This is a genomic window from Kitasatospora sp. NPDC048722, assembly GCF_040650235.1.
In the GTDB taxonomy this organism is placed as follows: domain Bacteria; phylum Actinomycetota; class Actinomycetes; order Streptomycetales; family Streptomycetaceae; genus Kitasatospora.
On sequence record NZ_JBEZGX010000018.1, the window covers coordinates 73,853 to 94,827 of the forward strand.

Annotated in this window: 17 protein-coding genes; 2 read left to right on the plus strand and 15 right to left on the minus strand. The window is 73.4% G+C overall.

From position 1 onward, the window contains the following. Window positions 1-62: 62 nt before the first annotated feature. The 10 genes from AB0C76_RS15860 to nrdR form a co-directional block, all read right to left on the minus strand. Window positions 63-1,307, minus strand: coding sequence for a cytochrome P450 (locus tag AB0C76_RS15860; RefSeq protein ID WP_359964850.1), 1,245 nt, complete (start codon window positions 1,305-1,307; stop codon window positions 63-65). Next, window positions 1,304-2,062: an ATP/GTP-binding protein gene (locus AB0C76_RS15865; RefSeq protein ID WP_359964852.1), complete on the minus strand. Its 759-nt coding sequence runs from the start codon at window positions 2,060-2,062 to the stop codon at window positions 1,304-1,306. The genes AB0C76_RS15860 and AB0C76_RS15865 overlap by 4 nt, the downstream gene beginning before the upstream one ends. Next, complete coding sequence (locus AB0C76_RS15870) at window positions 2,043-2,411, minus strand: DUF742 domain-containing protein (RefSeq protein WP_329924666.1); 369 nt, start codon at window positions 2,409-2,411, stop codon at window positions 2,043-2,045. Before AB0C76_RS15870 ends, AB0C76_RS15865 begins: the two co-directional genes overlap by 20 nt. Beyond that, window positions 2,408-2,842, minus strand: coding sequence for a roadblock/LC7 domain-containing protein (locus AB0C76_RS15875; protein WP_329924667.1), 435 nt, complete (start codon window positions 2,840-2,842; stop codon window positions 2,408-2,410). Before AB0C76_RS15875 ends, AB0C76_RS15870 begins: the two co-directional genes overlap by 4 nt. Next, complete coding sequence (locus tag AB0C76_RS15880; RefSeq protein WP_359964854.1) at window positions 2,842-4,545, minus strand: ATP-binding protein; 1,704 nt, start codon at window positions 4,543-4,545, stop codon at window positions 2,842-2,844. Before AB0C76_RS15880 ends, AB0C76_RS15875 begins: the two co-directional genes overlap by 1 nt. 350 nt (window positions 4,546-4,895) lie before the next feature. Then, window positions 4,896-5,462: a Clp protease N-terminal domain-containing protein gene (locus AB0C76_RS15885; RefSeq protein WP_359964856.1), complete on the minus strand. Its 567-nt coding sequence runs from the start codon at window positions 5,460-5,462 to the stop codon at window positions 4,896-4,898. Between the two features lie 3 nt (window positions 5,463-5,465). After that, window positions 5,466-5,702, minus strand: a complete 237-nt coding sequence (locus AB0C76_RS15890) for a helix-turn-helix domain-containing protein (RefSeq protein WP_359964858.1) — start codon at window positions 5,700-5,702, stop codon at window positions 5,466-5,468. 48 nt (window positions 5,703-5,750) lie between these two features. Beyond that, window positions 5,751-6,515 (minus strand): NAD(P)H-binding protein, encoded by a 765-nt coding sequence (locus AB0C76_RS15895; protein ID WP_359964860.1) that lies wholly within the window; start codon window positions 6,513-6,515, stop codon window positions 5,751-5,753. Window positions 6,516-6,738: 223 nt separating this feature from the next. Further along, window positions 6,739-9,627, minus strand: a complete 2,889-nt coding sequence (locus AB0C76_RS15900) for a vitamin B12-dependent ribonucleotide reductase (protein ID WP_359964862.1) — start codon at window positions 9,625-9,627, stop codon at window positions 6,739-6,741. 224 nt (window positions 9,628-9,851) lie between these two features. Continuing rightward, window positions 9,852-10,346 carry a transcriptional regulator NrdR gene (gene nrdR, locus AB0C76_RS15905; RefSeq protein ID WP_359964864.1) on the minus strand — a complete coding sequence of 165 codons (495 nt, stop codon included), beginning with the start codon at window positions 10,344-10,346 and terminating at the stop codon, window positions 9,852-9,854. 563 nt (window positions 10,347-10,909) lie between these two features. Between nrdR and lexA the strand changes: the two genes are divergently transcribed. Beyond that, window positions 10,910-11,572 carry a transcriptional repressor LexA gene (lexA, locus tag AB0C76_RS15910; protein WP_224281048.1) on the plus strand — a complete coding sequence of 221 codons (663 nt, stop codon included), beginning with the start codon at window positions 10,910-10,912 and terminating at the stop codon, window positions 11,570-11,572. A 121-nt stretch (window positions 11,573-11,693) separates the two neighbouring features. Here lexA and AB0C76_RS15915 read toward each other — a convergent pair whose 3' ends face one another. From AB0C76_RS15915 to AB0C76_RS15935, 5 genes are read right to left on the minus strand one after another with little or no spacing between them, the layout of a single operon-like run. Continuing rightward, the gene (locus tag AB0C76_RS15915) at window positions 11,694-13,820 is read right to left on the minus strand and encodes an ATP-dependent DNA helicase (protein ID WP_359964866.1); all 2,127 of its coding nucleotides are present in this window, start codon (window positions 13,818-13,820) and stop codon (window positions 11,694-11,696) included. 12 nt (window positions 13,821-13,832) lie between these two features. After that, a complete protein-coding gene (locus tag AB0C76_RS15920; protein ID WP_359964868.1) occupies window positions 13,833-15,659 on the minus strand; it encodes an IucA/IucC family siderophore biosynthesis protein in 1,827 nt (608 codons plus the stop codon). Continuing rightward, window positions 15,637-17,007 (minus strand): SidA/IucD/PvdA family monooxygenase, encoded by a 1,371-nt coding sequence (locus AB0C76_RS15925; protein ID WP_359964870.1) that lies wholly within the window; start codon window positions 17,005-17,007, stop codon window positions 15,637-15,639. Before AB0C76_RS15925 ends, AB0C76_RS15920 begins: the two co-directional genes overlap by 23 nt. A gap of 9 nt (window positions 17,008-17,016) precedes the next feature. Continuing rightward, window positions 17,017-17,697 carry a GNAT family N-acetyltransferase gene (locus tag AB0C76_RS15930; RefSeq protein ID WP_359964947.1) on the minus strand — a complete coding sequence of 227 codons (681 nt, stop codon included), beginning with the start codon at window positions 17,695-17,697 and terminating at the stop codon, window positions 17,017-17,019. After that, on the minus strand, window positions 17,589-19,373 hold the full coding sequence (locus AB0C76_RS15935; protein ID WP_359964949.1) for an IucA/IucC family protein: 1,785 nt from the start codon (window positions 19,371-19,373) through the stop codon (window positions 17,589-17,591). The genes AB0C76_RS15930 and AB0C76_RS15935 overlap by 109 nt, the downstream gene beginning before the upstream one ends. Window positions 19,374-19,757: 384 nt before the next feature. On the opposite strand from AB0C76_RS15935, the gene AB0C76_RS15940 reads away from it, so the two are divergent. Continuing rightward, entirely contained in the window at window positions 19,758-20,945 is a 1,188-nt protein-coding gene (locus AB0C76_RS15940; RefSeq protein WP_359964872.1) for a hypothetical protein, read from the plus strand. The last annotated feature ends 30 nt before the right edge of the window (window positions 20,946-20,975 follow it).

A 20,975-nucleotide genomic window follows, 5' to 3' on the forward strand; every position in this document is an offset into this window, starting at 1 on the left:
GGGACTGCGGGACCAACGAGAGGACGGGACTTCGAGCGGTCGGAGAACCGAGGACAGGCCGGTCAGGCCGCGTACCCCGGGGTGAACGAGACCGGCAGCGCCACCAGCCCCCGCACCCACGCCGACGGCCGCCACACCAGCGCGTGCTCGGCCACCGCGAGCCGCAGGTCCGGCAGCCGGTCCAGCAGCACCTCGATCGCCGTCGTGGCGATCACCTCGGCCGCCTCCTGTGCGGGGAACGGGCAGCCGTGCTCGCCGTACGAGTAGCTCATGTGCGCCCGGTTGCCCTCGGCGGGCCGGCCGTCCGGCCGGCGCACCGACGGGTCGGAGTTCGCCCCGGCGAAGCCCAGCAGGAGCATGTCCCCCTCGGCGATCCGCTGGCCGCCGAGGTGGGTGTCCCGCACGGCCCAGCGGCCGGCGAAGATCTGCGTCGGGGTGTCCTCCCAGAGCGCCTCGTTGAGGGCCTGGCTGATGCTGCGCCGGCCGCCCGCGAGCGAGGCCGCGAACCGCTCGTCGGTGAGCATCAGGCGCAGCGCGTTGGAGATCCAGTACGAGGACGGCTGGTGGCCGGCGATCAGCAGCACCCGCAGGTCGCGCATCACCTCGTCCTCCGTCAGCCCGGCCGGGTGCTCCAGCATGCGCGAGGCGACGTCGGCGCCCGGGTGCTCGGACTTCTCCCGCACCAGGGCGAGCATCAGCTCCAGCAGCCGCTGCGCGCCGGCCGGGGCGTCCGGGCCGCCGTCCAGCATGGTCAGCAACGCCGCGATCAGCTCCGGCCCCTGCTCCTCGTCCAGGCCGAGCACCCGGCACAGCACCAGCAGCGGCATCCGGTGCGCGTACTCGGCGACCAGGTCCGCCTCGCCTCGCCCGGCGAAGTCGTCGATCAGCCGGTCGGCGATCTCCTCGGCGTGCTTGCGCAGCTCGTACGGGTCGACCGCGGCCAGCGCGTCGGTGACCGCCCGGGAGCGGCGCACGTGCTCCTCGCCCTCGGCGTAGAGGATCGACGGCACCGGCGCCATCATCGGCTTCAGCGGCCAGTCGGCGGGCAGGGTGTCCCAGGCGTTCCAGCGGCTGGAGTCGCGGCCGAACAACTGGGGCTGCCCGGTCACCAGTTGGAGCTCACGGTAGCCGATGACCAGCCAGGCGGGGACGCCGCCGGCCAGTTCGACGGGGGCCACCGGGCCGTGCTGGGCGCGCAGCTCGCGGTAGAGCTGGGCCGGGTCGGTCTGGAAGCGCGGCCCGTACAGCGGCGTGGCGCCGGCGTGCGCGGGGCAGCCCGGGGGCGGGGTGACGGCGGGCTCGGTCACGGGGTGCTCTCCTCGTACTGTTGCGCCGAGTACTGCTGCGCGGGGGATTCGGCGTGGCGGGACGCGGCCGGCCGCACGGGGAGTCCGGCCTCGGCCTCCACGAGCGTGGCCAGGTGACCGACCAGCTCGATCAGCACCCGCTTGCCGGACTCCCGGTCCCGGGCGTCGCAGTCCACCAGCGGCACTTCCGGGGACAGGTCGAGCGCCTCGCGGACCTGCTCCAGGGTGTGGGTCGGCTCGCCGAAGTTGTTGCGGGCCACGATGAACGGGGTGCCGTGGTGCTCCAGCCGGTCGATGGCGTACCAGGACTCCTCCAGGCGCCGGGTGTCCACCAGGACGACCGCGCCGAGCGCACCGCTGAACAGGCGGTCCCACAGGAACCAGAAACGTTCCTGCCCCGGCGCGCCGAACAGGTAGAGCACCTGGCTCTCGGAGAGCGTGATCCGGCCGAAGTCGAAGGCGACCGTCGTGGAGCGCTTGCCCCACGCGCCGGCCGGGTCGATGCCCTCGCCCGCCCGCGTCATGACCTCCTCGGTGTTCAGCGGACGGATCTCGCTGACCGAGCCGACCAGCGTCGTCTTGCCGACGCCGAAGCCGCCGACCACGACGATCTTCAGCGCGTTGTCGGCGGTCGCGCGCAGCGGGGTGCGGCCGGCGGCCGGGGCCGTCACCGGGGCCGGGGTCGCCGCCGGGGCCGGGGTCGGGGCCGTCACCGGGGCCGCCGTCGTGGAGGGGTCAGAGCCGTTGGAGGCCATGCAGCACCTGCTTCAGCGTGTCGAGATCGGGCAGCCGGGCCTTGTTCGGCGCGAACCGCGGGTGCCGGGCGGTGACGGCCCCGGACTCCAGCAGGTCGCCGAGCAGGATCTTCACCACCGAGACCGGCAGCGCCAGCTCCGCCGCGACCTCCACGACGGCGGTCGGGGCCTCGCACATCCGCAGGATGCGCGCGTGCTCCGACTGCATGCCCGGCGCCGGTTCCCGCTCGGCGACGATCAGCGTGACCAGGTCGAAGGCGTTCTCCGGGGAGCGGCTGCGGCCCCGGGTGATCGTGTAGAGGCGGTCCGGGTCGTCGTCCCGACCCGGCAGGACCGGCCCGGCGTTCATGCCCGGGCGCTCTCGTGCGTCCCGGTCTCCTCCACCGACCTGGCCGGCGCGCTGAGGTGGACGCCGATCTGCTCGATCAGGCCGTGCATGTTGTGGCCGACCACGCCCACGTCCGCCTCGTCGTCCGTGACGACGGCCAGGTGCGCGCCCTCGCCGGCCGCCACGATGCACAGGATGCCGCCGTGGAACTCGGTCATCGACTGCCGGACGCCGCCGGTACCGTCGCCGAACTCGATCGAGGCGCCGTGCGCCAGGCTCTGCAGGCCGGAGGCGATCGCGGCCAGCTGGTCGGCCCGGTCGGCGTCGAGGCCGGAGGTGTGGCAGAGCTTGAGGCCGTCGGCGGAGAGCACCAGGGCGTGCCGGGCGCCGGGGGTGACGCTCAGCAGGTTTTCCAACAGCCAGTCGAGGTCACGGTCGGTCGCGCTGCTCATCAGGAGTCCTTCTCGGTGACGGGGGAAGCGTCGGGCGTGGTGTCGGTGTCCGTGGTCGGGGCGTCCGTGGTCGCGGTGTCCTCCGCGGCGCGCTGGGCGGCCCGGCGGAAGGCGCCGAACCGGGCGGCGGCCGTGGAGGCGTCCGCGCGGACGGGCTTCGCGGACGGGGCCGCCGCTGCGGGGGCGGTGGCGGCGAGGGTCTGGCCGCGGCGGCGCTGCGGCAGGCCGCTGTCGGTGATCGGGGTGGGCGCGGGCGGCAGCGGGGCCGGTGCGGCCGGGGCGGTTGGCGCGGTTGGCGCGGGCGGCAGCGGGGCGGGCGCCGGGCGCGCAGGGGTGAGCGCGGGGCGCACCGGCTCCGTGACCGGCGGCTGGACCGGGGCGGGCGCCGGAGCGCCGTGCGTGAGCAACTGCTGCGGGACCAGCATCACCACGCCCGTACCGCCGCGCGCCGACGGCCGGAACGAGATCTGCAGACCGTGCTTGCGCGCCAGCACGCCGACCACGGCGAGGCCCAGCCGGGTACCGGCGGAGAGCGTGGCGAGGTCCAACGGCTCGGCGGAGACGGCCCGTTCGGCCCGGCGCAGCCAGCTGTCGCTCAGACCGAGACCGCTGTCCTCGACGGTGATCGCCAGCCCGGCGGACACCTCCTCGACGTAGACGTGCACCTCGGCCGGCGGGGCGGAGAAGTTGGTGGCGTTGTCGAGGAGTTCGGCCAGCGCGTGCATCACGCCCTCGGCCGCGTACCCGGCGACGGCCGCGGTGCTGGCGTTGTGCAGCCGCACCCGCTGGTAGGCGCCGATCCGGCCGAGCGCGCCGCGCAGCACCGACTCCACCGCGATCGGCTTCGCCCAACGGCGGCCCGAGCGGGCGCCGGTGAGCACCGCGATGCTGTCGGCCATGCGGCCCGCCTGGGCGGTCGAGTGGTCCAGCCGCAGGAGGTCGCCGAGGACCTCCTCGTCGTGCCGGTGCTGCATTTCGCGCAGCTCCGCGTGCATGCTCGTGGCCAGCGCCTGGACGCGCCCGGCGGCCGTCGCGCACACCGCGAGCGCTGCGGCCCGCAGCCGTTCACCCCGGCCGACTTCCTCCGCGACGACGCGCAGCAGCGCGTGCTGGGGGTGCGCGCGGTGGGCGGTCAGCGCGCTGTCGACGGACGCGCCGTTCCGGAGCTTCTTCACGACCTCGGGCAGGACGCCGTCGGCGAGCCGGTCGAGGTCCGCGCGCTCGGCCTCGGCCGCCGCCCGGGCCTCCTCGGTCCGCGCCCGTTCCGCGTCGAGCTCGGCACTCAGCCGGGCCAGCTCGGCGTGTGCGGCGACGACGTCCGCCTCGACCCGGGCCCGCTCGGCCCGGGCGGCGTCCCGCTCGGCGCGGGCGGACACGGCGTCGTCGTGCGCGGCGGTCTCGGCCTGCCGGGCGGAGCCGGCGAGGACCAGGGCGGCGGTGGTCTCCTGGTGCTGGGCGGCGAGGTCCTCGGCCAGCCGCCGGGAGCGCTCGGTCCCGCTCGCGGCCACGCCGACGGCGATCAGCCACAGGACGCTGACGGCTCCGACGGCGAGCGCGGTCAGCGGCTGGTGGGCGCCGAGCGCCCGGCCGATCCCGACCGGCGCGGCGACCACGGCGAGCAGGACGGCTGCGGCGGTCAGCACGACGGTCCGCGGCGCGGGCGCTCGGCGCGGGCCGCCGTCGGAACTGGTGGCTTCTCTCATCAGTGCGGTCCTCGACAACGGCGGCGGCTCGGGCGGCGGGTCGGTGGCACTGGTGGCACCGACGGTGGTTCGAGCGCATACGAGGCCGCCCGGCGGCGTCGCGAAACGTCTCCGGGCGGCTGATCGATTCACGCTTTCGGCCGATCATATCGATTCAGACATTGCCCTCAAGCAGCCAGTTGACGGTCAATCTCGTTCATTCACGTCGCCCACACCGATTCACGACGTTCAACGGATGCCCGCCGTACACCCACCACCCGCCCGGCGACGCCGAAAACAGGCCCCGGAGGCAGGCCCCGGAGGCAGGCGCCGGGCGGGCGCTCGCCGGGCGAACCGCACCCGCCCCGCCCTCAGGCCAGCTTCGCCTCCACCGCCTGCCGGACGGCCCCCAGGTCCAGCCCGTGATCGACGATCACCCGCGCCCCGAGCCCGTCCCCCTCCCTGATCACCCCGAGCAGCAGGTGCCCCACCGCGATCTGACCCGACTTCAGCCGCAGCGACTCCCGCAGCGACAGCTCCAGGGCCTTCTTCGCCCCGGAGCCGAACCGACTGCGGGCCGGCTTCGCGTCCGCCTGCCTGAACCAGCCGCGCCGCTTCGGCTCCCCCTCGGCCGGCGCGTCCAGCGCCCCCTCGCCGAAGGCCGCCTCCACGGCCGACCGGACGGCGTCCAGGTCCACCCCGATCGAGGCCAGCGCCTCGGCGTCGTCGCGGGGCCCGATCAGCCGGGCCACCGCCTGCCGCGCCGTCTCCCGGTCCAAGCCCGCGTCGATCAGGACCGCGGCCCCGGGGTCCGCCTCCTGCGCCAGGATCCCCAGCAGCAGGTGCTCCGTGCCGACACCGGCCTGCCGCAGCAGCCGGGACTCGTCCTGGGCCACGAACACCACGCGCCGCGCCCCGTCGGTGAATCGCTCGAACATCGCTCAGTCTCCGTCCTGTTCCGGACCGGCCCCCCGCCGGGCGTACTTCTTGTGCACGGCCTGCCGGGTCACCCCGAGGCAGACCGCGATGTCCTGCCAGGACCAGCCCTGCGCACGGGCGTTGCCCACCTGGAGCTTCTCCAGGCGGTCCGCCAGGTCGCGCAGGGCCCGGACCGACCGGAGCCCCACGGCGGGGTCCCGGCTGCTCGCGGCTGCCGCGAGCTCTCCGCTCTCGCTCATGGTGTCAACTCTGGTTGACACGGGCGCGCGCGTCAACCCAGGTTGACATCAACGACGGCCGAAGCGCTCCGCCAGGGTTTCCTCGAAGGTGCCCCGACCCACCGCGCGCTCCGGCGTGAGGTTGCCGCCCGCCCGCAGCTCACGGACGGCCTGTCCGGGGAGGCTCAGGGGGAGCAGCAGCCGACGGCGGCCGGTGGCGCGCAGGTAGGCCTCGGCCAGGTCCCGGTACGTCCGCACCTGTGGGCCGCCGACCTCCGGCGTGTAGCCGGACGGCCCCTCCCCCACCAACTCCACCACGTGCCCGGCGGCCTCCCGGACGTCCACCGGCTGGCACCGCATCCCGGTGAGCACCGGGAACACCGGCAGCTTCGCCGAGGCGCCGAAGAACCTCAGCAGCAGGTCGTGGAACTGCGTCGCCCGCAGCACCGTCCAGCCCAGCCGGGACTCCCGCACCACCTGCTCGCACGCGTACTTCGTCCGGTAGTACGGGATCGGCACCCGGTCGACGCCGACGATCGACACGTAGACGAGGTGCCGCACCCCGGCCCGTTCGGCCGCCGCGACCAGGTGCCGCACGCCGTCCAGGTCCTTCTTGCCCTCCGAGGTCGCGCAGTCGATCACCGTCTCCACCCCGGCCACCGCCGCAGCGACCCCGTCCCCCGTCACCAGGTCGCCGACCACCCACTCGACCCCGTCCGCCCCGCCGCCCCGGACCCGCCGGCTCAACCCGCGCACCGCCGCCCCACGCGCGACCAGCAGCCGCACCACCTCCCGCCCCAACGTCCCCGTCGCCCCGGTCACCAGCACCGTCATGACTCACCCACTCCTCTCCGAAGGCCCTTCACCCCTTCCGACAGTCCACCGGCCCCATCCGTGACATCGGCGTCCCGACACGGACGGACACGCGCCGGCACGGGCGGACACGAACGCGGATCGACATGAGGATCGACATGAAAGAAGCGGGGCGAGGACCGTGAAGTCCTCGCCCCGCTTCAGCGGTTCACCTCACGCGAGGTGACACCGGGGTCGGGCGTGATCAGCTGCAGCCGCTGGTGGAGCCGCAGCCCTCGCAGAGGTAGCAGCTGCCGGCGCGGCGCATCTTGGTGCCGCAGGAGAAGCACAGCGGGGCGTCGGCGTTGAGGCCGAGCTGGATCTCCATCAGCTCCGTGGAGTTGTGGGCCTGCTTCGCCGGGGCCTTGGGTGCCGGCGCGGCCGGGGCCGGGGCCGGGGCGGGCTTGGCGGCCGGCGGGGCGGACTGGGCGAGGGACTCGGTGTCGAGCTCCTCGGCCTCCAGCGGCTCGTACGAACCCGTCTCCAGGTGACGCTGGCGCTCCTCGACGGAGTGGATGCCGAGCGCCGAGCGGGTCTCAAAGGGCAGGAAGTCCAGCGCCAGGCGGCGGAAGATGTAGTCGACGATCGACTGCGCCATCCGCACGTCCGGGTCGTCGGTCAGACCGGCCGGCTCGAAGCGCATGTTGGTGAACTTCGAGACGTAGGTCTCCAGCGGCACGCCGTACTGCAGGCCGACCGAGACGGCGATGGAGAAGGCGTCCATCATGCCCGCGAGGGTCGAGCCCTGCTTGGACATCTTCAGGAAGACCTCGCCGAGGCCGTCGTCCGGGTAGGAGTTGGCCGTCATGTAGCCCTCGGCGCCACCGACCGTGAAGGAGGTGGTGATGCCCGGGCGGCCCTTGGGCAGGCGCTTGCGGACCGGGCGGTACTCGACGACCTTCTCGACCGCGGCGGGAGCCTGGGCCTCCTCGGCCTTGGCCTCGGAGTCCTTCTTCTTGGCCGAGAGCGGCTGGCCGACCTTGCAGTTGTCGCGGTAGATGGCGAGCGCCTTGACGCCCATCTTCCACGCCTCGAAGTAGATCTCCTCGATCTCCTCGACGGTGGCGCTCTCGGGCATGTTCACGGTCTTGGAGATGGCACCGGAGATCCACGGCTGGATCGCGGCCATCATCCGCACGTGGCCCATGGCCGAGATGACGCGCTCGCCCATCGCGCAGTCGAACACCTCGTAGTGCTCGGCCTTGAGGCCCGGCGCGTCGACGACGTTGCCGTGCTCGCCGATGTGGGCGACGACCGCCTCGATCTGCTCGTCCTGGTAGCCGAGGCGCTTGAGGGCGCGCGGGACGGTGCCGTTGACGATCTGCATCGAGCCGCCGCCGACGAGCTTCTTGAACTTGACCAGGGCGAGGTCGGGCTCGACGCCGGTGGTGTCGCAGTCCATCATCAGGCCGATGGTGCCGGTCGGGGCGAGGACCGAGGCCTGGGCGTTGCGGAAACCGTTCTGCGCGCCGAGGCGCAGCACGTCCTGCCAGGTCTTGTTGGCCGCGAGCCAGACCGGGGCGTCCAGGTCGTCGCGGGAGACGGCGTCCAGCGAGGCGTCCGCGTGCTGCTTCATGACCCGCTGGTGCGGGGCGGCGTTGCGGGCGTAGCCGTCGTACGGGCCGACGACGCCGGCGAGCTCGGCGCCGCGGCGGTAGGCGGTGCCGGTCATCAACGAGGTGATGGCACCGGCCAGGGCGCGGCCGCCCTCGCTGTCGTAGGCGTGGCCGGTGGCCATCAGCAGGGCGCCGAGGTTGGCGTAGCCGATGCCGAGCTGGCGGTAGGCGCGGGTGGTCTCGCCGATCTTCTCGGTCGGGAAGTCGGCGAAGCAGATGGAGATGTCCATCGCGGTGATGACCAGCTCGACGACCTTGGCGAAGGTGGCGGCGTCGAACGTGTCGTCGTCGCGCAGGAACTTCATCAGGTTGAGCGAGGCGAGGTTGCAGCTGGAGTTGTCCAGGTGCATGTACTCGGAGCAGGGGTTGGACGCGTTGATGCGGCCGGACTCCGGGCAGGTGTGCCAGTGGTTGATGACGGAGTCGTACTGGATCCCGGGGTCGGCGCAGGCCCAGGCGGCCTCGGCCATCTTGCGGAACAGCTTCTTCGCGTCGACGGTCTCGATGACCTCGCCGGTGAGGCGGGCGCGCAGGCCGAATTCGGTGCCGTTCTCGACGGCGGTCATGAATTCGTCGGAGACGCGGACCGAGTTGTTGGCGTTCTGGTACTGCACGGAGGCGATGTCGTCGCCGCCGAGGTCCATGTCGAAGCCCGCGTCGCGCAGGGCGCGGATCTTCTCCTCCTCCTTCACCTTGGTCTCGATGAAGGCCTCGACGTCCGGGTGGTCGACGTCGAGAACGACCATCTTGGCGGCCCGGCGGGTGGCGCCACCGGACTTGATGGTGCCGGCGGAGGCGTCGGCGCCGCGCATGAAGGAGACCGGGCCGGAGGCGTTGCCGCCCGAGGTGAGGAGCTCCTTGGAGGAGCGGATGCGGGAGAGGTTGAGGCCGGCGCCGGAGCCGCCCTTGAAGATCATGCCCTCTTCCTTGTACCAGTCGAGGATCGACTCCATGGAGTCGTCGACGGCCAGGATGAAGCAGGCGCTGACCTGCTGGGGCTGCTTGGTGCCGACGTTGAACCAGACCGGCGAGTTGAAGCTGAACACCTGGTGGAGGAGGGCGTGGGTCAGCTCGTGCTCGAAGATCTCGGCGTCGTCCTTGGTGGCGAAGTAGCCGTGCTTCTCGCCGGCGGCGCGGTAGGTGAGCACCACGCGGTCGATGATCTGCTTGAGGCTCCACTCGCGCTGCGGGGTGCCGACGGCGCCGCGGAAGTACTTGGACGTGACGATGTTGACCGCGTTGACCGACCAGAAGTCCGGGAACTCGACGCCGCGCTGCTCGAAGTTGACCGACCCGTCGCGCCAGTTGGTCATGACGACGTCGCGCCGCTCCCAGCGGACCTCGTCGTACGGGTGGACGCCAGGGGTGGTGTAGATGCGCTCCATCCGCAGACCGCCCTTGGGGGCCTTGCCGGCACCCTTCGCCGCGGCCTTGTCGGACTTCGACCCGCGTGCGGAACCGCTCGTGGTGTCTGTCACTTCTCGCTCCTCCTCCTGGGCAAACGCCCGACTCCTGGGCAAACGCCCGTGGTGCCCCGAAAAGTCCGGGCACCGCTGGTTCGTTCTTCCGGTGTGCGGGCAGGCGAGAGCCTCGCCCGCTTGCGCACGGTTCGTGATGTTCTGTGCCCGGATTCCGGGCACGCGTGGGCCCCGTGGGGCCGTCGTGGCACGGCCCGGCCCCGCGGGGCCGGGTGGGGCGCCTCCTAGGGCGCGGCGGCGGCAACGGGCACGCAGGTGCCCTCCGCCTCGGCGGGCCGTCCGGCGCGGATCTCCGCGATGGCGGCCTCGAAGTCTTCCAGTCCGTCGTACGCCTGGTACACGCTGGCGAAGCGCAGGTAGGCGACCACGTCGAGATCCTTGAGCGGGCCGAGTATGGCCAGCCCGACGTCGTGGGTGGTCAGCTCGGCGTTGCCGGTGGCGCGCACGCACTCCTCGACCCGCTGGCCGAGCAGGGCGAGGGCGTCCTCGGTGACCGGGCGGCCCTGGCAGGCCTTGCGGACGCCGGAGATGACCTTCTCCCGGGAGAACGGCTCGGTGACCCCACTGCGCTTGATGACCATCAGCGCGGCCGTCTCCACGGTGGTGAAGCGGCGGCCGCAGTCCGGGCACTGCCGGCGACGGCGGATCGAGCTGCCGTCCTCGGTGGTCCGGCTGTCGACGACGCGGCTGTCGGAGTGCCGGCAGAAGGGGCAGTGCACCTGAAGGATCCCTCCCTGGCAGGACGTGCGGACTGGGTCGAGTCTATGCGATGCGCCCGGGGCCTCGGCAAGCTGATCATGAGCCGCGACCACTACCACTGGGCACGGAGAGGACTGTAGCCACTAGATGTAGGCCTCAGGGGGACGCGACACCCCTGGCGTGTCGACGCCGATTAGACTGCGGAAGTCGAGTTCTTGTCGAACATTCGATCGATGTACAACAAAGCCTTGATCGAGTCAGCCAACTCTCGAATAATTCACTCGAACGTGTGTTTGGCGCAACCTTTCGATACGGGGTGCGTTGGGCTGGAAAAGGGAGAGGACAGCCGTCGAGAGGGGCCGCCGTGAACACCATCGAAAGCAACACCATCCCGGTGCAGGAACACTCCCAGTTCAAGGTGGGGCAGCGCACCACGAATCAGCAGAGTGTGGACGTCAGCATGGACCGTAGCGAAGACCACCGCCTCTCCGGCCCGGCCGTTTCCAGCGCGAGCCGCGTCCCCGACCAGCCGATCGAACACTCCCCCGTCCTGGACGACGCCCACCCCGCGCCCGCGCGGGCGATGCCCGGCCGCCCCCCCGGCATCCGCACCGACGAGGCCGGGCTCACCGAGCGCCAGCGCCGCGTCATCGAGGTCATCCGGGATTCCGTCCAGCGCCGGGGCTACCCGCCGTCCATGCGCGAGATCGGCCAGGCCGTCGGCCTGTCCAGCACCTCCTCGGTCGCCCACCAGCTGATGGCCCTGGAGCGCAAGGGCTTCCTGCGCCGGGACCCGCACCGCCCGCGCGCCTACGAGGTCCGCGGCGTCGAGGTGGCCCGCCCGAACACCGCCGAGACGGCCGGCCGGCCGTCCACCTCGTACGTCCCGCTGGTCGGCCGGATCGCCGCGGGCGGTCCGATCCTGGCCGAGCAGACGGTCGAGGACGTCTTCCCGCTGCCGCGCCAACTGGTCGGCGAGGGCGAGCTGTTCGCGCTCACCGTGCGCGGCGACTCGATGATCGAGGCGGCCATCTGCGACGGGGACTGGGTCACCGTGCGCCGCCAGCCGGTCGCCGAGAACGGCGACATCGTGGCCGCGATGATCGACGGCGAGGCCACCGTCAAGCGGCTCAAGCGCGAGGACGGCCGGATCTGGCTGATGCCGCACAACCCCGCCTACGAGCCGATCAACGGCGACAACGCGACCATCCTGGGCAAGGTGGTGGCGGTCCTGCGCCGCCTCTGAGCGGATCCGCCCGCACGCACCGGGAAGGGGCTTCGCCGCGTTCGCGCGGGGAGCCCCTCCGGCGTTCTCCGAGGCCTTCGCAGGGCCCTGCGAAGGCCCTGCGAAGGCCTGCGGGAGCGGTCTACGAACCGCGCTTGACCACCGGCCTGACCGGCGCCGCCGAGGCGTCGATCGCCGCCAGCGAGCGGCGCACCTGGTTGCGGTCCGTCGTGTACCAGAACTCCGGCATCGAGGAGCGGAAGAAGCCCCCGTAACGCTTGGTCGCCACCCGCGGGTCGAGCACCGCCACGATGCCGCGGTCGTCGGCCGCGCGGACCAGCCGGCCCGCGCCCTGCGCCATCAGCAGCGCCGCGTGCGTCGCCGCGACCGCCATGAAGCCGTTCCCGCCGCGCTGTTCGACGTCCTTCTGGCGGGCGCTCATCAACGGGTCGTCCGGCCGGGGGAACGGGATGCGGTCCATCACCACCAGCTGGCAGGCCGAGCCGGGCACGTCGACGCCCTGCCAGAGCGAGAGCGTGCCGAACAGGCAGGTGGTCGCGTCCGAGGCGAACTCGCGGATCAACTCGCCCAGGGTGTCCTCGCCCTGGAGCAGGATCCGGTTGTCGAGCCGCTCGCGCATCGCCTCGGCGGCCGCCTGCGCGCCGCGCATCGAGGAGAAGAGGCCCAGCGTCCGGCCGCCGGCCGCGCCGATCAGCTCCTCCAACTCGTCGAGCATGTCCGGCCGTTCGGGGTCGCGGCCGGGCTCGGAGAGGTGTTTGGCGACGTACAGGATGCCCTGCTTGGGGTACTTGAACGGCGAGCCGACGTCGATGCCGCGCCAGTGCGGCACCGCGTCCTCGCCGAAGCCGGCGTCGGCGTCCGGGTTGTCCCCCGGCGTGCGCTCGTCCGGCAGCCGGGCCTCCGAGGGCAGGCCGACCGAGCCGGCCACGCCGTTGAAGTCCCCGCCGAGCTTGAGCGTGGCCGAGGTCAGGACGACCGAGCGCTCATTGTACAGGCCCTCGCGCAGCAGCCCGGAGACGCTCAGCGGCGCGACCCGCAGCGAGGCCGTGCCCATCCCGAAGCGGTCGTTGCGCTCGATCCAGACCACGTCGTACTCGGAGTCCTCCAGCAGCCGCTCGGCGGTCTCGTGGATCGTCTCGACGGAGGCCATGGCCTGCTTGCGGACCGCGTCCTCGTCGGTGAGCCCCTTGTCCCTGGTCTCGCCGAGCGAGGTGATCACCTGCCGGGCGGAGTCCCGGATGGCCGTGACGGCGTACGCCAGGTACTCGGGCAGTTCCTCGACCCGGCCGGGCTGGGCGGTCTCCATCAGCCCGTGGTAGTTCTCGGCCGCGGCCTGGAGCGCGTCGACGGCCTTCTCGTTGGCGAGCCGCGCGGCCCGCTTGACCGCCCGGTTGACGGCGCCGACGGTCAGCTCGGCGGTGGCCGCGCCGGTGACCCGGTTGACCAGCTCGTGCGCCTCGTCGACGATCAGCAGCCCGTGCTCGGGCAGCACCGGCGCGCCCTCGATCGCGTCGATCGCGAGCATCGCGTGGTTGGTGACGACGACGTCCGCGAGCTTGGCCCGCTCCCTGGCCTTCTCCGCGAAGCACTCCTGCCCGTACGCGCAACGCGTCGCGCCCAGGCACTCCTTGGACGTGACCGACAGCTGGGACCAGGCCCGGTCGGACACGCCGGGGCTCATGTCGTCGCGGTCGCCGGTCTCGGTCTCGTCCGCCCACTCGCGCAGCCGCAGCACCTCCTGCCCGAGCTTGCTGGCCGGGCCCCCGAGCGCCTCGGCGGCGTCGAACAGGCCCTCGCCCTCGTCACTCGGGGTGCCCTCGTTGGCCCGGTGCAGGCACAGGTAGTTGGAGCGGCCCTTGAGCATCGCGAACAGCGGCCGGCGGCGCAGCACCGGGTGCAGCGCGTCGACCGTGCGCGGCAAGTCGCGTTCGACCAGCTGGCGTTGGAGCGCCAGGGTGGCGGTGGCGACCACGACGCGGTCCCCGTGCGCGAGGGCCGGCACCAGGTACGCGAGGGACTTTCCGGTGCCGGTGCCGGCCTGGACGAGCAGGTGCTCGGCGTTGTCGACGGCGTCGGCGACGGCCTCGGCCATCTTCACCTGACCGGGGCGTTCCACGCCGCCGACGGACTCGACGGCGGCGTGGAGCAGCTCGGGGATGCGCGAGCGGGGGACCGCGACGGCTTCCCCGGCCTCGGCCGGGGCGGCTGCGTCCTCGCCGGGGAGCTGGGTTTGGGAGTCGTTCGTCATGACCCTCCCACCCTACGGCGCGGGGGTGACAATCCGGTCGCGTCGCCCCGGAAGATCCGCGCCGGGGGTGACGAGGGCGTTGGGCACGGTACCGTGCCGGGCGGCGTGCGGCCGGTGCGGGCGGTCCTGGTAGCCGTCCAGGAGGAGCCGGTTGCGGTTGAGGCAGAGCCGCTCGATCCGCGGGGTGAGGAGGTCGAACAGCTCGAAGCGCTCGCGCAGCTCGGGGAAGCGGTCCTGGTGGCGGCCGATCTCGTCGCGCAGGAGGGCCCAGAAGTCGGCCTCGGGCAGGCCGGTCTGCGCCTCCAGGAGCGGGGCGAGGTAGCGGTAGACGCCGATGAAGAGCCCGGAGTGGAGGAACTGGCAGAGGCCCTGCGGGGGCTCGCGGAGCAGGACGTCGTCGACCTCGGCGGGCAGGCCGCGCAGTTCGGGCAGGTCCTCGTCGCTCAGGTTGACGTCGTCGACGAAGTCCTTGACCGCGAGCCGGGCCGGGGCGTCGTGCGCGTCGAAGACGACGATGGCGTTCTCGCCGTGCGGGGAGAAGACCAAGCCGTAGCGGTAGAGGAAGTGCAGCAGCGGCGGCAGCATGGCGGCGAACAGCCGGCGGGTCCACTCGGCGGGGCCGAGCCCGGAGCGGGTGATGAGCTCGGCGGCGAGGGCGCGGCCGTCGGAGCCGGTCTGCAGGAGGGACGCGAGGGTGCGGGCGCGTTCGCCGCCGTCCAGGAAGGGGCCGAGCGGTTCGCGCCAGATCGCGCCGAGGAGCTCCTTGTACTGGTAGGGCGCCTCGGGCAGGTCGCGGTAGAGCGGGTGGTCGACGGTGACGGAGGCGATCTCGCCGAGCAGGATCACCCGGCACTCGTCGCGCAGGAACGGGTCCGCGTCGCGCAGGCCGTGGATCCAGGCGGTGACGGCGGGCGCGGCGAGGGTGCGCTCCACCGGCAGCCCGCGCCAGACCAGGGTGTTGAGGATGGAGAGCGGCAGTTTGACGGTGCAGCGTTCGGGGTGGGCGGTGTTGAAGAAGGAGCGGATGGACTGCTGGGGCAGCCGTGGGTCGCCGTCGGAGGGCAGCGGGACGATCTCGCCGGAGGCGATCCAGGGCGCGAACAGCGGGACGACCGTCTCGTCCCACTGCCAGGGGTGGACGGGCAGCAGCAGGTAGTCGTCGGCGTCGGGGCCGAGCGCGGCGCGCAGCGCGCCGGGGTCGTCGAGCTCGCGGGCGTAGAGCTGCTCGGGCCGGTCGAGGCCGGGCACGCCGCGGTAGCGGGCGAGCCGGCGGTGGACGGCGATCCAGGGCAGCGGGCGCGGGGTGCGCGCCTCGGGGGCCCAGCGGGCGGCGTCGGCGGCGGAGAAGCCGATCCGGCCCTTGTTGGGGACGATCCAGGGGTGGCCCTCCTGGCGGCCCTCCAGCGCGGCGTGGTCGAGGTCGGCGAGTTCGGCGGCGGTGAGCGCGGTGGCCAGCTGGTGCGCGTCGGCGGTGAGGGTGGCCGTGAGCTCGCGGATCAGGTGGCCGGTGGTCTCGCCGCGCAGGCCGAGGGTGTGCCGGGCGTACGGGAGGAAGCGCAGCGGGTCGAGGCCGTCCTCGCGGTCGCAGCGGACGGAGTCCGGGTCGACCCGCCAGCTGCCGTAGGCGCCCCGGCGGGCGGTGAAGCGGTACTCGGCCTCGGGCAGCCCGAGCAGGTACTCGTCGTCCGCGTCCGGGACGGGCACCGGGGTGAGCAGTTCCTCGTAGGCGAACTCGCCGAGCATCTTGGCCAGCAGCGCGCGCCCGGCCCGCTGCCAGGGCCCGGGGGTGAGCTGCGGCGGCAGGTAGAGCGGCGGTTCAGCGGCCGGCGGTTGCGGCACGGGTCAGCTCCTGGGGGTGGGGGAAGGCGGGGACGGGCGGCGCGAAGCCGGTCCACGCGGTGCGGGTGGGCAGCCGGTGGACGGTGCGGCCGGTGACGGCGTTGAGGATGACGGCGGCGCGGTGGGCGCCGAGTCCGAGGTCGGGGGTGCCGACGCCGTGGGTGTGCAGTTCGGCGTTCTGGACGTAGAGGCCTCCGGTGAGTTCGGGCCGGGTGGCGACGCGGTGGTCCAGGTCGACCCGGTAGCGCCCGGCCGCGTCCCAGTCGATCAGGTGGGCGAGCGGTTCGAGCGCGGCCGGGCGGGCGGCCCGGTAGCCGGTGGCGAGCACCACGGCGTCGGTGCGCACGAGGTGCTCGGCGCCGGAGTCGGTGTGCCGGCAGCGCAGTTCGAGGCCTCCGCAGGGGCCGGACCGGGCCTCGGTGACGGCGGTGCCGGGGGTGATCTCGACGGGGGCGGTGTCGATCGGGCGGCCGATGGTCCGCTCGTAGAGGTGGTCGTGGATCTCGGCGAGGGTCTCGGCGCTGGCGGCCTTGTGGAGCTGCCACTGGGCGGCGACCAGGGTGTCCCGGACGGGCTCGGGCAGGCCGTGGAAGTAACGGGTGTAGTCGGGGGTGAAGTGCTCCAGCCCGAGCTTGGAGTACTCCATGGGCGCGAGGGCACGGGTGCGGGTGAGCCAGCGCAGCCGGACGCCGTCGCCGTCGTGGCGGCGCAGAAGGTCGAGGAAGACCTCGGCACCGGACTGGCCGCTGCCGACGACGGTGATGTCCCGGGCGCCGCCGAGGGCGGCCCGCCGGTCGAGGTAGTCGGCGGAGTGGAACGCCCCGGGGTGGCCGTCGAGGGCGGCGAAGGCCTCGGGCAGGACGGGCCGGGTGCCGACCCCGAGCGCGAGGTTGCGGGCGTGCACGCGGCTGCGCCGACCGGTCGCGGTGTCGGTCAGCTCGGCCCGGAACAGGCCGTCCTCCCAGTGCAGTTCGCTGACCTCGGTGCCGAACCGGCAGGTGCCGAGCCGTTCGGCCGCCCAGCGGCAGTAGTGGTCGTACTCGCGGCGCGGCAGCTGGAAGCGCTCGGCGAAGTAGAACGGGAACAGCCGTTCCTGGTCGCGCAGGTAGTTGAGGAAGGACCACCGGTTGGTCGGGTCGACCAGGGAGACCAGGTCGGCGAGGAACGGCACCTGCATCCGGGCCCCGTCCACCAGCATCCCCGGGTGCCAGCGGAACTCCGGGCGCTGGTCGCAGAAGAGCGTCCGCAGGCCGGGGACGGGCTCGGCGAGCGCGGCGAGCGAGAGGTTGAACGGGCCGATGCCCACGCCGAGCAGGTCGTACGGCGGCTGGGGGGTCGAGGAGTGCACGGGGGTGTCCTAGGCGGGGAGTGAGGCGCGGTCGCGGATCATCAGGGCGGCGCGCTTGGCGGGCAGGTCGAGCTCGCCGGCCGGGCGGAACCCGGCCCGTTCGAAGGCCCGGACCGAACGCCGGTTCCGGACGTCGGGTTCGGCCACCACCCGTTCACAGCGCGGCCGTTGCCGCAGGATCCGGTCGGCGACGGCGGCCAGCAGGACGGCGCCCAGGCCCCGGCCGCGGCTCGCGGCGGGGCCGAGCAGCAGGTGGACGCCGGTGTCGTGGGGCCGGGCCGGGTAGTGCGCGGCGAGCGGGTCGAGGTCGGCGCGGTAGACCTCCCAGTAGCTCATCGGGGTGCCGTCGAGCAGGCCCAGGCAGGGCACGCTGCGCCCGTCGCCGTCGAGCTGGGCCCGGACGTGCTCCGCGGTGACGGCGGGCGGCCCGGCGAGCTCCCAGAAGGCGGCGACCTCGGGGTCGTTCATCCAGTCGGCGAGCAGGCCGAGGTCGGCGGGCAGCCGGACCGGGCGGAGCCGGAACCGGCCGGCCGGGGTGGGGGTCTCGGTCTCGCCCCACCCGGGCACGTCGTCGAGCACGGTCACGCGTCCGCCAGGGGGTTGGGGATGTCCACGTAGACGGACTGTGTGGCGACCGGGCCGACCAGCTCGTCCAGGCCGTTGATCCGGGTGAGGAGGTTGGCCTTGCAGGGCAGCGTCGGCGCGTCGAGCAGCAGGGCGGGCAGCGTCGAGCCGGTGGCGGTCGCCTCCGGTCCGGAGAGGAAGCGGCGCAGCGCGGCGAGCAGCACCGTTTCGTCGCCGAGCCCCTGGGAGCCGAGCGCGCCGACCAGGCCGAGCACGTGGTTGATGCCGAGGTAGTAGGCGAAGTGGTGGTCGATCACGTCGTCCGGGAGGAAGGTGTCGCTGTGCTCGCCGAGGCCGGGCAACCGGGCGGTGAGCCGCTCGCGGGCGCTCTCCCGGTAGTAGTAGCCCTGGTTGTCGCGGTAGCGCCCGCCCCGGGGCCAGCCTTCGGCGTCGAGCAGGACGAGGCTGTTCTGCTGGTGCGCCTCCAGGGCGATGCCGCCGCGGCCGTCCAGCCACAGGACGGGGAGCGCGACGGCGTGCAGGTAGCGCAGGAACCATTCAGCGGCCACGGTGTGCAGCGGGCGGCCGCAGCGCACGGCGAGCGCACGGAGGGTGTCGCCGAGCCGGGACGGCACGGTGGTGCCGGTGCCGAGCGGCTGTTCGGCGACGAGCCCGGCGACGCACAGCGCGCGGTCGGCGGGGGCGAAGGGCTGGGCGCGCAGGACGGTGTCCAGGCCGCCGGGGTCGCCGAGGGCGGGGTGGTCGACGCCGATCCACGCGGGGTCGCGGACGACGTCGAAGCCCGGGTGGGCGGCCCGCCACTCGGCGGCGAGGCCGCTCTCCAGCAGCCGGTGCACCTCCAGGCCGCGGTGGAGCTCCTTGCGCAGGTTCTCCCGCCGGGAGTTGGTGATCCGCAGGCCGAGCGAGAGCTTGAGCATCCACGGGGTGCCGGGCCGGTAGACGGTGCGCACCGAGGAGGTGGGGTACCAGGGGTCGCCGGCCGGGCCGAGGTCGTGCAGGAGTCCTTCGGCGAGCAGGGCGGCGACGGCCGGGCGGTGCGCCAGCTCGCGGGCCTGCCAGGGGTGCAGGGGCAGGGCGGCGGTGCCGGGCGGCAGCGGGGCGCGGTCGCCGAGCAGGCGGGCGGTGAGCCGCTCGGCGCTCTCGGGGAGGGCGGATCCGGCGGCGAGCAGGGCCCGGTCGACGGCGTACCAGTGGAGCCGGAAGGAGCCGTGGAGTTCGGGCGAGTAGGCGGCGCTCTGGGCGGGGCCGAGGCCGTCGCGGCTCTTGGGGGTGGGGTGCAGGGGGTGGCCGAGCAGCAGGGACTGTTCGGCGGCGAGGAAGTGGGAGCCCTCCGGTCCGCCGGGCGCGGCGGCCGTGCGGCGGTGGGCGAGGATCTCGGCGGTGCGCACGACGGAGTCGGCGACCCGGGCGGCGAGGTCGGCGACCTGCCCGGGGTCGGGCCGGTCGGCGGCCGCGGCGGCGAGCAGCGCGGCGGCGGTGACGGCGTCCACCGGGGCGTCGGGGGCCCCGTCGCCCGCGCCGAGGCGGGCCGGGCCGAAGCGGTGCCAGCCGCCGGGCGACCAGTGGCGGACGGGCGCGCAGAGCCGCGCGGCGCCGCCGAGCACGGCGATCCGCAGTCGGCCGTCCGGCCCCGGGTGGGCGCCGGTCTCGCGCGTCCAGCAGCGCAACAGGGCCTCCAGCGCGGCCTGTTCGGCGGCGACGGCGGGGTCGGGGTGCAGCAGCGGGTCGGGCCCGGCCGGCCGGTCCGCGGGCGGCGGCGTTTCGGGCGGGGCTCCGGTCAGGGCGGCGGTGCTCAAGGGTGCTCCTCGGGACGCGTGGGGTGCGGACGCGCGCGGATGGCGGAGGGGGGTTCGGCGGGCGCTCGCACCGTCGCGTCAGGTAAGGGTTACCTATCCCTGACGGGTGATCACAAGGACGGCTCACTCGTCCGGGTGAAGATCGGTGATTGTTCACCGCCGGGGAGGAAGGCCCGGTTGTACCGGCGGCTCCCGTGGAGGCTTCGTCACGGATCGGTGACCACCGCTCGGGAGCCGCAACCCGGGGGCGCCCGGCGTCGTCCTCCCGACCGGTGGAAGACTCCTACCCCGGCCCGTCCCGTTCACGACCGTCCCGTCCCGTCCCGTCCCGTCCCGTCCACGCACCGACCCACAGGGGGAAGCGCACAGATGCCATCGATCCACCGGTCCGCCGTCGCGGCCGTCCTCGCCGCCGGCACCCTGTTCGCGGTGAGCGCATGCGGCCCGGACGGCCCGTCCTCGGCCACCGGCACGGGCACCGCCGCACCGCCGCCCGTCTCGGCGAGCGGCCCCGGCAGCCCCGCCCCGGGCGGCGGCGTCATCGGCGGGATCACGCTGCCCTCGGGCATCCCCACCAGCCTGCTGGAGGGCCTGCCCAAGAGCTGGGACGACCTGAAGAAGTGGAAGTTCGAGGACTGGGACAACTGGGCCTCCAAGCACGTCTTCAACAACCCGGTCGTGAAGGACTTCTGGAACCCGGACAAGATGGGCGACTCCAAGCCGGCCGACCCGGCCCCGCCCACCGCCAAGCCGGCCTCCGACAACGGCGTGACCGACCCCGAACCGCCGGTGGTCAAGGCCGTGCCGGTGCCGCGCCCGTACACCAGGCAGCCCTCCGGCAAGGTGTTCTTCAGCGCCCAGGGCGGCCGGGGCAACTGCTCGGCGACGGTCATCACCGACCCGCAGCACCCGGGCAGGAGCAACCTGGTCTGGACGGCCGGCCACTGCGTGCACGAGGGCAAGGGCGGCAACTACTACAAGGACCTCGTGTTCGTGCCCGCCTACAACAACTCGGGCGCCTCCAGCGGCGGCAAGAAGGCCCCGCTGTCCGAGCTGGCCCCGCTGGGCACCTGGTGGGCCGACCAGGTCACCACCTCACCGCAGTGGGTGGTCGAGGGCGGCGGTACCGGGGACTCCGCCAGCCAGTACGACTTCGCGATCATGCACGTGAGCAACCAGAACGGCACCGGCAAGTCGCTGGAGGAGACGGTCGGTTCGGCCGTCCCGGTCTGGTTCGACGCCCCGCGCGACCAGCTCTCCGTCTCGGCCGTCGGCTACCCGCTCTACAAGCCGTTCGACGGGCAGGAGCTGTACAAGTGCGACGGCGGGAAGCCGACCCGCCTGTCCTTCGACCCGAAGCGGCCGTCGATGCTCACCATCGGCTGCAACATGACCCAGGGCGCCAGCGGCGGCGGCTGGTTCGCCACCATGCCGGACGGGCGGACGGCGCTGGTCAGCAACACGTCGATCGGCACCCAGGAGCACACCTCGCTGAGCGGCCCGTACCTGGAGACGGTCGCCAAGAACGCCCTGGACTGGATCTCCAGGAAGCAGTGACCGCGTTCACCCACAGCCGGGGACGATGCA

Excerpts from the sequence above, each read along its gene's own strand:
- AB0C76_RS15885 (WP_359964856.1), bottom strand. The coding sequence starts at position 5,462 with ATGTTCGAGCGATTCACCGACGGGGCGCGGCGCGTGGTGTTCGTGGCC.
- AB0C76_RS15870 (WP_329924666.1), bottom strand. The coding sequence starts at position 2,411 with ATGAACGCCGGGCCGGTCCTGCCGGGTCGGGACGACGACCCGGACCGC.
- AB0C76_RS15940 (WP_359964872.1), top strand. The coding sequence starts at position 19,758 with ATGCCATCGATCCACCGGTCCGCCGTCGCGGCCGTCCTCGCCGCCGGC.
- AB0C76_RS15880 (WP_359964854.1), bottom strand. The coding sequence starts at position 4,545 with ATGAGAGAAGCCACCAGTTCCGACGGCGGCCCGCGCCGAGCGCCCGCG.
- AB0C76_RS15895 (WP_359964860.1), bottom strand. The coding sequence starts at position 6,515 with ATGACGGTGCTGGTGACCGGGGCGACGGGGACGTTGGGGCGGGAGGTG.
- AB0C76_RS15865 (WP_359964852.1), bottom strand. The coding sequence starts at position 2,062 with ATGGCCTCCAACGGCTCTGACCCCTCCACGACGGCGGCCCCGGTGACG.
- AB0C76_RS15915 (WP_359964866.1), bottom strand. The coding sequence starts at position 13,820 with ATGACGAACGACTCCCAAACCCAGCTCCCCGGCGAGGACGCAGCCGCC.
- AB0C76_RS15875 (WP_329924667.1), bottom strand. The coding sequence starts at position 2,842 with ATGAGCAGCGCGACCGACCGTGACCTCGACTGGCTGTTGGAAAACCTG.
- AB0C76_RS15890 (WP_359964858.1), bottom strand. The coding sequence starts at position 5,702 with ATGAGCGAGAGCGGAGAGCTCGCGGCAGCCGCGAGCAGCCGGGACCCC.
- lexA (WP_224281048.1), top strand. The coding sequence starts at position 10,910 with ATGCCCGGCCGCCCCCCCGGCATCCGCACCGACGAGGCCGGGCTCACC.